The 11,137-nt window shown below is 60.1% G+C and carries 8 protein-coding genes; 6 read left to right on the top strand and 2 right to left on the bottom strand.

Going from position 1 to position 11,137, the window contains the following annotated elements:
* Positions 1-157: 157 nt before the first annotated feature.
* From tig to A7D27_RS08005, 6 genes are all read left to right on the top strand, one after another.
* Positions 158-1,468 (top strand): trigger factor, encoded by a 1,311-nt coding sequence (tig, locus tag A7D27_RS08030; protein WP_069560301.1) that lies wholly within the window; start codon positions 158-160, stop codon positions 1,466-1,468.
* A 94-nt stretch (positions 1,469-1,562) separates the two neighbouring features.
* Positions 1,563-2,207, top strand: a complete 645-nt coding sequence (gene clpP, locus A7D27_RS08025) for an ATP-dependent Clp endopeptidase proteolytic subunit ClpP (RefSeq protein WP_069560302.1) — start codon at positions 1,563-1,565, stop codon at positions 2,205-2,207.
* Between the two features lie 109 nt (positions 2,208-2,316).
* On the top strand, positions 2,317-3,597 hold the full coding sequence (gene clpX, locus A7D27_RS08020; RefSeq protein ID WP_069560303.1) for an ATP-dependent Clp protease ATP-binding subunit ClpX: 1,281 nt from the start codon (positions 2,317-2,319) through the stop codon (positions 3,595-3,597).
* A gap of 132 nt (positions 3,598-3,729) precedes the next feature.
* Complete coding sequence (lon, locus tag A7D27_RS08015) at positions 3,730-6,126, top strand: endopeptidase La (RefSeq protein ID WP_069564566.1); 2,397 nt, start codon at positions 3,730-3,732, stop codon at positions 6,124-6,126.
* Between the two features lie 136 nt (positions 6,127-6,262).
* Positions 6,263-6,535, top strand: coding sequence for an HU family DNA-binding protein (locus A7D27_RS08010; protein ID WP_004422505.1), 273 nt, complete (start codon positions 6,263-6,265; stop codon positions 6,533-6,535).
* Positions 6,536-6,744: 209 nt separating this feature from the next.
* Positions 6,745-8,619 carry a SurA N-terminal domain-containing protein gene (locus tag A7D27_RS08005; protein ID WP_069564565.1) on the top strand — a complete coding sequence of 625 codons (1,875 nt, stop codon included), beginning with the start codon at positions 6,745-6,747 and terminating at the stop codon, positions 8,617-8,619.
* Positions 8,620-8,715: 96 nt separating this feature from the next.
* Here A7D27_RS08005 and fabI read toward each other — a convergent pair whose 3' ends face one another.
* Positions 8,716-9,510, bottom strand: a complete 795-nt coding sequence (gene fabI / locus A7D27_RS08000) for an enoyl-ACP reductase FabI (RefSeq protein WP_069564564.1) — start codon at positions 9,508-9,510, stop codon at positions 8,716-8,718.
* 18 nt (positions 9,511-9,528) lie between these two features.
* A complete protein-coding gene (locus A7D27_RS07995; protein ID WP_069564563.1) occupies positions 9,529-11,136 on the bottom strand; it encodes an ABC transporter ATP-binding protein in 1,608 nt (535 codons plus the stop codon).
* Position 11,137: the final 1 nt, after the last annotated feature.

Genomic DNA, 11,137 nt, shown 5'->3' with positions numbered 1-11,137 from the left:
TTATATAAGGTACGAATCCAGCGGTGTCGGCTCTTGTAGGCATGGGCGCGAAGCGCGATGGGTTGGCGGGGTGACTTCTGCATTTTCCTCTAATAGAATGCCGACCCTTGATTATGGGGCCGGTCCGGCCGGCAAATGTCTGCAACGAGGAATATCCATGCAAGTTTCTGTTGAAAGCACCTCCGCTCTCGAGCGCCGTATGACCGTTGGTGTGCCGGCCGAGCGGATCGAGACTGAAGTCAACAAGCGTCTTCAGCAGACTGCTCGCCGCGCCAAGGTCGCTGGCTTCCGTCCGGGCAAGGTGCCCATGAGCGTCATCCGTCAGCGTTACGAAGACGCTGCTCGCCAGGAAGTCCTGGGTGACCTGATCCAGTCTTCCTTCTATGAGGCTGTGGTTGAGCAGAAGCTGAACCCGGCTGGTCAGCCTTCTGTCGAGCCGAAAGTGTTCGAGAAGGGCAAGGACCTCGAGTTCATTGCCACCTTCGAAGTGTTCCCGGAGTTCCAGGTTGCTGGTCTCGAGTCCATCGCTGTCGAGCGCCTGCAGGCTGAAGTCGGCGACGCGGACGTGGACAACATGCTGGAAATCCTGCGCAAGCAGAACACCCGCTTCGAGGCTGTGGATCGTGCTGCCGAGAATGGCGATCAGCTGAACATCGATTTCGTCGGCAAGATCGACGGCGAAGCCTTCGCTGGCGGTTCTGCCAAGGGCACCAGTCTGGTACTGGGCTCCGGCCGCATGATCCCGGGCTTCGAAGATGCCCTGCTTGGCGTCAAGGCGGGCGAAGAGCGCGTCATCAACCCGACCTTCCCCGAGGACTACCAGAACCTGGATCTGGCCGGTAAGACTGCCGAGTTCACCGTGACCGTGAACAGCGTCTCCGCTCCCATCCTGCCGGAGCTGAACGACGAGTTCTTCGCGCTGTTCGGCATCAAGGAAGGTGGTCTTGAGGGCTTCCGCGCCGAAGTTCGCAAGAACATGGAGCGTGAGCTGCGTCAGGCCATCAAGTCCAAGGTGAAAAATCAGGTGATGGACGGCCTGCTGGCTGCCAACCCGATCGAAGTGCCCAAGGCGTTGATCGGCAACGAAGTGAGTCGTCTGCGCGTTCAGGCTGTTCAGCAATTCGGCGGCAACATCAACCCTGATCAACTGCCGGCCGAGCTCTTCGAAGAGCAAGCCAAGCGCCGCGTTGTCCTGGGACTGATCGTGGCTGAAGTGGTCAAGCAGTTCGAGCTGAAACCGGACGATGCCCGCGTTCGCGAGCTGATCGAGGAAATGGCTTCTGCCTACCAAGAGCCCGAGCAGGTAGTGGCTTGGTACTACAAGAACGACCAGCAACTGAACGAAGTCCGTTCGGTTGTGCTGGAAGAACAAGTTGTAGATACTGTCCTGCAGAAGGCCAACGTGACTGACAAAGCGGTCTCCTACGAAGATGCAGTCAAGCCGGTAGAAGCTCCGCAAGCCGCCTGATCGTTTCGCCTCGTTCGAGCACACCATAAGCCAGCCTCCGAGCTGGCTTATGCGTCTTTGAGACATGACATTAGTTAGGGAGTGATCGCTGGACATGTCCCGCAATTCTTATATGCAGCAACAAGTCCCTGATATCCAGGCTGCTGGCGGCCTGGTGCCGATGGTGGTGGAGCAGTCTGCCCGTGGCGAGCGTGCCTACGACATCTATTCCCGTCTGTTGAAGGAGCGGGTGATCTTCCTGGTGGGTCAGGTTGAGGATTACATGGCCAATCTGGTGGTTGCCCAGTTGCTCTTCCTCGAAGCCGAGAACCCAGACAAGGACATCCACCTCTATATCAACTCCCCAGGCGGTTCGGTGACTGCAGGTATGTCGATCTACGACACCATGCAGTTCATCAAGCCTGATGTTTCCACTATCTGCATCGGCCAAGCCTGCAGCATGGGCGCATTGCTCCTGGCGGGCGGTGCGGCTGGCAAGCGTTACTGCCTGCCGCATTCGCGCATGATGATCCACCAGCCTCTGGGTGGTTTCCAGGGGCAGGCTTCGGACATCGAGATCCATGCGCGTGAGATCCTCACCATCCGTGAGCGTCTGAACAAGATCCTTGCCGATCACACCGGACAACCGATCGATGTGATCGCGCGTGACACTGATCGCGACAACTTCATGAGTGGCGATGAGGCCGTCAAATACGGTCTGATCGATCAGGTCCTCAGCAAGCGTCAGATCGCCAGCTAACACCATCCGCAGCACCGTGGCCGGCCCCCGCCGGCCACTTCGCGGGCTTGAAAATGCCCGCATTTGCCTTCATCTTGTGTTTCATGCCTATCCCGACTGGATTGATCGAATGACTGACACCCGCAATGGCGAGGACAACGGCAAACTGCTTTATTGCTCCTTCTGCGGCAAAAGCCAGCACGAAGTGCGCAAGTTGATTGCCGGCCCTTCCGTCTTTATCTGCGACGAGTGCGTCGACCTGTGCAACGACATCATCCGTGAGGAGGTGCAGGAAGCCCAGGCCGAGAGCAATGCGCACAAGCTACCGGCGCCCAAGGAAATCCGCACCATCCTGGATCAGTACGTGATTGGTCAGGAGCGTGCGAAGAAGGTTCTCGCGGTCGCCGTCTACAACCACTACAAGCGTCTCAACCAGCGTGACAAGAAGGATGATATCGAGCTCGGCAAGAGCAATATCCTCCTCATCGGTCCCACGGGCTCCGGTAAGACGCTACTGGCTGAAACGCTCGCTCGTTTGTTGAATGTTCCCTTCACCATCGCCGATGCCACCACGCTGACCGAGGCAGGCTATGTCGGAGAGGATGTCGAGAACATCATTCAGAAGCTGCTGCAGAAGTGCGATTACGATGTGGAGAAGGCCCAGATGGGCATTGTCTACATCGACGAGATCGACAAGATTTCCCGCAAGTCCGATAACCCTTCCATTACTCGTGATGTGTCGGGTGAGGGTGTGCAGCAGGCGTTGCTGAAGCTGATCGAGGGCACCGTCGCGTCTGTACCGCCGCAAGGTGGTCGCAAGCACCCCCAGCAGGAGTTCCTGCAGGTGGACACCCGCAACATCCTCTTCATCTGCGGTGGCGCATTCGCTGGGTTGGAGAAGGTCATCCAGAATCGTTCTGCTCGTGGCGGCATTGGCTTCAATGCAGAGGTTCGTAGTGTTGACTTGGGCAAGAAGGTGGGGGAGACCCTGCGCGACGCGGAGCCGGAAGATCTGGTCAAGTTTGGCCTTATCCCTGAATTCGTAGGGCGTCTGCCGGTGATCGCCACCTTGGACGAGCTCGACGAGGCTGCCTTGATCCAGATTCTCACCGAACCGAAGAATGCCCTGACCAAGCAGTACGGCAAGCTCTTCGAAATGGAAGGGGTGGATCTGGAGTTCCGTCCGGATGCACTCAAGGCGGTAGCCCGTCGTGCGCTTGAGCGCAAAACCGGTGCCCGGGGCCTGCGCTCTATCCTCGAAGGCGTACTGCTCGATACCATGTACGAAATTCCCTCGCAGAACGAGGTCAGCAAGGTGGTCATCGATGAAAGTGTCATCGATGGAGCTTCCAAGCCGCTGCTGATCTACGAGAACAGTGAGCAGCCGGCGAAAGCTGCGCCCGACGCGTGATCATCAAAGGGGCCTTCGGGCCCCTTTGTCTTTCCCACTACAGCGCTTGTTTTTTCCCATACGTGCCCCCATCTTAGGCCTTCAGGGTCACCCTATCTGTTAACGGCCCATGGCCGCTGTAGAGCTGAAATCATGAAGACAACCGTAGAATTGCCTCTCCTGCCATTGCGTGATGTCGTGGTCTATCCGCACATGGTCATCCCGCTTTTCGTGGGGCGTGAGAAATCCATCGAGGCCCTGGAGGCCGCGATGACCGGGGACAAGCAAATTCTTCTGTTGGCGCAGAGGAACCCGGCGGACGATGATCCGGGCGAGGATGCACTGTACCGCGTCGGTACGGTCGCGACCGTCCTCCAACTGCTCAAGCTGCCTGACGGCACTGTCAAGGTTCTGGTTGAGGGTGAGCAGCGTGGTGCTATCGAGCGCTTCTTCGAAGTGGACGGTCATTGCCGGGCCGAGGTTGCTCTGATCGACGAGGTTGACGCGGGTGAGCGTGAGTCCGAGGTATTCGTTCGCAGCCTGCTCAGCCAGTTCGAACAGTACGTGCAGCTGGGCAAGAAAGTACCCGCCGAGGTGCTTTCCTCGCTGAACAGCATTGATGAGCCCGGTCGCCTGGTGGACACCATGGCAGCGCACATGGCCCTCAAGATCGAGCAGAAGCAGGAGATCCTCGAGATCACCGATCTCTCTGAGCGTGTTGAGCATGTGCTGGCGCTTCTGGATGCCGAGATTGACCTGTTGCAGGTTGAAAAGCGTATCCGTGGGCGCGTCAAGAAGCAGATGGAGCGCAGCCAGCGCGAGTACTACCTGAATGAGCAGATGAAGGCCATTCAGAAAGAGCTTGGCGACATCGACGAAGGCCATAACGAAATCGAAGAGCTAAAGAAGCGCATCGAAAACGCAGGCCTTACCAAGGAAGCCCTCACCAAGGCCAACGCTGAGTTGAACAAGCTCAAGCAGATGTCGCCCATGTCGGCGGAAGCCACGGTCGTTCGTTCCTACATCGACTGGCTGGTGAACGTGCCGTGGAAGGCTGAGAGCAAGGTTCGCCTGGATCTGGTCAAGGCCGAGGAGATCCTGGATGCCGATCACTATGGCCTGGAAGAGGTCAAGGAGCGGATTCTCGAATACCTCGCTGTGCAAAAGCGTGTCAAGAAAGTGAAAGGCCCTGTCCTTTGTCTGGTTGGTCCGCCTGGCGTGGGCAAGACTTCGTTGGCAGAGTCCATCGCGCGTGCTACCAACCGCAAATTCATCCGCATGGCGCTGGGTGGCGTGCGTGACGAAGCCGAGATTCGTGGTCACCGCCGTACCTATATCGGCTCCATGCCGGGCCGTCTCATCCAGAAGATGACCAAGGTTGGGGTTCGCAACCCGCTCTTCCTGCTCGACGAGATCGACAAGATGGGCAGCGACATGCGCGGCGACCCGGCTTCTGCGCTGCTTGAGGTCCTTGACCCGGAGCAGAATCACAATTTCAACGACCATTATCTTGAGGTCGACTACGACCTTTCGGATGTGATGTTCCTCTGCACCGCGAACTCCATGAACATTCCGGCGCCGCTGCTGGATCGCATGGAGGTGATCCGTCTCCCTGGCTATACCGAGGACGAGAAGGTAAACATCGCCACCAAGTACCTCGCTCCGAAGCAGACCCAGGCCAACGGCTTGAAGAAAGGCGAGTTGGCATTCGAGGAGGCCGCGATCCGCGACATCATCCGCTATTACACCCGAGAGGCCGGTGTGCGTAGCCTGGAGCGTCAGATCGCCAAGGTGTGTCGCAAGGCTGTTAAGGAACACGCCCGTGAGAAGCGTTTCAGTGTGATAGTGACTGCCGACTCGCTGGAGCACTTCCTTGGCGTGCGCAAATTCCGCTACGGGCTGGCTGAGCTACAGGACCAGATCGGCCAAGTGACAGGCTTGGCGTGGACTCAGGTCGGTGGTGAGTTACTGACCATCGAGGCTGCGGTCGTTCCGGGCAAGGGGCAGCTCACCAAGACCGGTTCGCTGGGGGATGTGATGGTGGAGTCCATTACCGCCGCACTTACCGTGGTGCGTAGTCGCGCGAAGAGCCTCGGCATTCCGGCTGATTTCCATGAGAAGCGTGACATCCATATCCACATGCCCGAGGGGGCTACACCGAAGGACGGCCCCAGTGCGGGCATCGGCATGTGTACAGCCCTTGTGTCGGCCATGACGCAAATCCCTGTGCGTGCTGATGTCGCCATGACAGGGGAAATCACCCTGCGTGGCCAAGTGCTTGCAATCGGAGGTTTGAAAGAGAAATTGCTGGCGGCTCATCGGGGCGGTATCAAAACTGTGATCATTCCCGAAGAAAACGTCCGTGATTTGAAAGAAATCCCTGAAAACATCAAGCAGGATCTGAATATTAAACCCGTTAAATGGATTGACGAGGTCCTGCAAATTGCGCTGCAATACGCGCCGGAGCCCTTGCCCGATGCGGCTCCCGAGATGGTTGCAAAGGATGAAAAGCGCGAGCCTGATTCCAAGGAGCGAATCAGCACGCATTAGCCGGGGGGCTTTCTTGACACATTTTTCGAGCCCTTGTTATAAAGCGGCTCCTATGTGTCAGCAGGCCATCCAGCACCCGCTTTGCTTACACCGAAGAACTAAGAAACAAACTCAACAGATATAAGGGGACTTAAGAGTGAACAAGTCGGAACTGATTGATGCCATCGCCGCATCCGCTGATATCCCGAAAGCTGTCGCTGGCCGTGCGCTGGACGCAGTGATCGAATCCGTCACTGGCGCTCTGAAGGCTGGTGATTCCGTGGTGCTGGTAGGTTTCGGTACCTTCGCTGTCAAAGAGCGCGCTGCTCGCACTGGCCGCAACCCGCAGACTGGCAAGCCGATCAAGATCGACGCTGCCAAGATCCCCGGTTTCAAGGCTGGTAAAGCTCTGAAAGACGCCGTCAACTAAGCGTCCCTCTGGCTTTGCCCATCCGCTTCCGGACTAGCTCGGAGGCGGCTCGGGGAAGCAAGGCAGTCAGCCTGCCGAGGGGCAACCCTCCGGCTACCCCGACAGTTAAGAGAAGGCGCATCCTCGGATGCGCCTTTCTTTTATCCGGACCCAACTTTTACCCGCTCTGCACGGCTGTTTGAGTCAGTACAGTCGTTTCTGGGGGAACCATGCTGCAGAACATCAGGGACAATTCACAGGGGTGGATTGCCAAGACCATCATCGGCGTCATCATCGCTCTGCTGGCGCTGACCGGTTTCGATGCCATTTTCAATGCCACCAGCCATCGTCAGACGGCGGCCGAGGTCAATGGTGAGGAAATCTCCCAGAACCAACTGTCGCAAGCCGTGGACATGCAGCGTCGCCAGTTGATACAGCAGCTTGGTAAGGATTTCGATGCCTCCATGCTGGATGACAAGCTGCTGCGTGAAGCGGCCCTCAAGGGGCTGATCGACCGCAGCCTGCTGCTGCAGGGCGCCAAGAGCGCGCATTTTGCGTTTTCACAGCAGGCGATCGACCAACTGATCGTCCAGACGCCCGAGTTCCAGGACAACGGCAAGTTCAGTGCAGACCGCTTCGACATGGTCCTGCGCCAGATGGGCTACACCCGCCTGCAGTACCGCCAGGAGCTGGAGCGCGAGATGCTCATCGGCCAACTGCGTGCTGGCCTTGCCGGGAGCGGCTTCGTGACCGAAGACGAGGTTCGTGCCTTTGCCCGCCTGGAGAAGCAGACCCGCGATTTCGCCACCCTGACCTTCAAAGCCGACCTCAAGGCGACTCAAGTCAGTGATGACGAGATCAAGGCCTACTACGACGAGCACAAGGCCCAGTTCATGAGCTCAGAGCAGGTCGTGCTGGAGTACGTCGAGCTGAAGAAGGATGCGTTCTTCAGCCAAGTCTCTGTGAGCGATGACGAGCTCAAGGCCCAGTACGAGAAGGAAATCTCCAACCTGTCCGAGCAGCGTGACGCCGCTCATATCCTGGTAGAGGTCAACGACAAGCAGACCGAGGAACAGGCCAAGGCGAAGATCGACGAGATCAAGCAGCGCTTGAACAAGGGTGAAGATTTCGCTGCCCTGGCCAAGGAGTTCTCCGAGGACCCTGGTTCGGCTACCAACGGTGGTGATCTCGGCTTTGCCGGCCGTGGAGTCTACGAGCCTGCCTTCGAGGATGCCCTCTACGCCCTCAAGCAAGGCGAGGTCTCCGCACCGGTGCGCACGCCCTACGGCCTTCACCTGATCAAACTGCTGGCCGTTCAGGCGCCGGAGGTGCCCAGCTTTGCCAGCCTGAAGGACAAGATGGAGCGCGACCTCAAGGCGCAACGCGTTGAGCAGCGTTTCGTCGAAGTGACCAAGCAGTTGGAGGACTCCGCCTTCGAAGCCTCCGACCTGAGCCAGCCGGCACAGGAGCTGGGGCTTGAAGTGAAGATCAGCGCCCCCTTCGGTCGTGAAGGTGGTGAAGGCCTTGCTGCCAATCGCCAGGTCCTGCAGGCCGCCTTCAGCACCGAAGTGCTGGAAGACGGCGCCAACAGCTCGGCCATTGAGCTGGACCCGGAAACCGTCGTCGCCCTGCGCGTGAAGGAGCACAAGAAGCCCGAGCAGCTTGAGCTGGCTTCCGTGCAGGACAGCATTCGCCAGCACCTCCAGCAGGAGAAAGCCACCGAGGCCGTCAAGGCCAAGGGCGATGCCCTGCTGGCCAGCCTGCGCGAAGGCAAGACCCCGGTTGACCAGGCCCAGGACGGCCAGACCTGGAACGTGGTGGAAGCCGCCACCCGTGGCCAGGAGGGTGTCGATCCTTCCCTGCTGCAGGCCGTGTTCCGCATGCCCAAGCCGGCTGCTGCCGACAAGCCCAGCTTTACCTCCGTGGCGCTGAAGAACGGTGACTATGTACTGGTGCGCCTGAACGGTGTCAGCCAGCCCGACGAGACCCTGTCTGAGCAAGACAAGGCCATGTACAGCCGCTTCCTGGCGTCCCGCAGTGGCCAGCAGGATTTCGCGGCCTACCGTCGCCAGCTGGAAGCCGACGCGAAGATCGAGCGTTACTGATCGGTGTTGGTTGATGAAGAAACCGCCTTCGGGCGGTTTTTTTTCCCGCAGGAAATGAAAAGCCCGCACAGGGCGGCTCAGTTCGGCAGTGGGGGATCAGTCTTCAATTGGCCCCATGGCAGTGGTGTTGAAGCCGCCGTCCACGTAGAGGATCTCGCCACTTATACCCGAGGCCAGGTCTGAACAGAGGAAGGCCGCCGCATTGCCCACTTCCTCGATGGTCACGTTGCGGCGCAGGGGCGTCTGGCGCTCGTTTTCCGCCAGCATCTTGCGGAAGTGTTTGATGCCCGAGGCTGCCAGGGTGCGGATCGGGCCTGCGGAGATGGCGTTCACCCGGGTACCTTCCGCGCCCAGGCTGCTGGCCAGGTAACGGACGCCGGCCTCAAGGCTCGCCTTGGCCATGCCCATCACGTTGTAGTTGGGCAGTGTGCGCTCGGCGCCGAGGTAGGAGAGGGTGAGCAGGCTGCCCTGGCGGCCTTTCATCAGCGCGCGGCCAGCCTTGGCCAGGGCGATGAAGCTGTAGGCGCTGATGTCGTGGGCGATGCGGAAACCGTCGCGGCTGATGACCTCGGTGAAGTCGCCATCCAGTTGGTCGCCGGGGGCGAAGCCCACGGAATGGACAATCACGTCCAGACCATCCCAGCGCTTGCCCAGCGCCTCGAACACAGCGGCAATCTCTTCGTCGTGGGTGACGTCGCACGGGAAGCATAGGTCCGGGCCGGAGCCCCACTCTCGGGCGAGTTCCTCGACCCGACTACGCAGTTTGTCGTTCTGGTAGGTGAAGGCCAGCTCGGCGCCTTCCCGGTGCATGGCAGCGGCGATGCCCGAGGCGATGGACAGCTTGCTGGCTACCCCGACGATGAGGACGCGCTTGCCGGTGAGGAATCCCATGTGGCTGTTCTCCTGGATTCAGTGAGCGGTAGACGGGGCCAGGAAGGCGGCTTCCAGCAGTTGCCGGGTGTAGCTGTGTTGGGGGGCAGAGAAGATGGCTTCTGCCGGTCCTTGCTCCACCACCTGGCCGTGCTTGACCACCATCAGGTGATGGCTGAGGGCACGCACTACGGCGAGGTCGTGGCTGATGAACAGGTAGGTCAGGTTGTACTTGGCCTGTAGGTTGCGCAGCAGGTCGACCACCTGGCGCTGCACGGTGCGGTCCAGTGCTGAAGTGGGCTCGTCCAGCAGGATCAATGCAGGCTTGAGCACCAAGGCGCGGGCGATGGCGATGCGCTGGCGCTGGCCGCCGGAGAATTCATGGGGGTAGCGGTGGCGCGACTCCGGGTCGAGCCCCACCTCGCGCAGGGCTTCGATGATTGCAACTTCCTGCTCGGCTTCGCTGCCGATGCCGTGGATGCGCAGCCCCTCACCGACAATCTGGCCCACGCACATGCGTGGGCTGAGGCTGCCGAAGGGGTCCTGGAACACCACCTGCATCTGCCGGCGCAGCGGACGTACTTCCTTCTGCGAGAGCCCCTCGAGAGCCTGTCCCTGGAAACGGATCGCGCCCTGGCTGCCTAGTAAGCGGAGGATGGCCAGGCCCAGCGTCGACTTGCCGGAGCCGCTCTCGCCGACAATGCCCAGGGTCTGCCCCTGGCGCAGGGTGAAGCCGATGCCGTCCACCGCCTTCACGTGATCCACGGTCCGGCGCAGCAGGCCCTTGCGGATCGGGAACCATACCTTGAGGTCGTCCACTTCCAGCATGGTCGGCCCCTCAGTGGCGGGCACCGGGCCGCCACTGGGCTCGGCTGCCAGCAGCTCGCAGGTGTAGGGGTGCTGGGGGGCCTTGAACAGCGTCTGGCAGTCGGACTGCTCGACGATGCGGCCGCGCTGCATCACACACACCCGATGGGCCACCCGACGCACCAGGTTGAGGTCGTGGCTGATGATCAGCATCGCCATACCCAGGCGTGCCTGGAGGTCTTTGAGCAGATCGAGGATCTTCAGTTGCACGGTCACATCGAGGGCGGTGGTGGGCTCGTCGGCAATCAGCAGTTCCGGCTCGTTGGCCAGGGCCATGGCGATCATCACCCGCTGGCGCTGCCCGCCCGACAGCTCGTGGGGGAGGGCGCGCAGGCGTTTCGCCGGCTCGGGAATGCCGACCAGCTCCAGCAGCTCCAGGGTCCGTCGGGTGGCCGCCTTGCCGGTCAGGCCCTTGTGCAGGGCCAGTACCTCGTTGATCTGCTTCTCGATGCAGTGCAGCGGGTTCAGTGAGGTCATCGGCTCCTGGAACACCATGGCGATGCGATTGCCACGGATGCCGCGCATGCGCGCCTCCGGGAGCTTGAGCAGGTCGTCGCCGTTATAGCGGATATGCCCGCTCGGGTGGCTGGCGAGCGGGTAGGGGAGTAGGCGCAGGATGGAGTGCGCCGTTACCGACTTGCCGGAGCCACTCTCGCCCACCAGGGCCAGGGTTTCGCCCTTGCAGATATCAAAGCTCACCCCTTCCACCACCGTCTGTGTTGTTTTGCCGGCACTGAAGGCGACGGAGAGGTCGCGGATTTCGATCAGGTTCTCGCTCATC

Source organism: Pseudomonas sp. 1D4, from assembly GCF_001728925.1.
GTDB classification, from domain to species: domain Bacteria; phylum Pseudomonadota; class Gammaproteobacteria; order Pseudomonadales; family Pseudomonadaceae; genus Metapseudomonas; species Metapseudomonas otitidis.
This window is presented reverse-complemented; position numbering and strand designations above follow the sequence as displayed.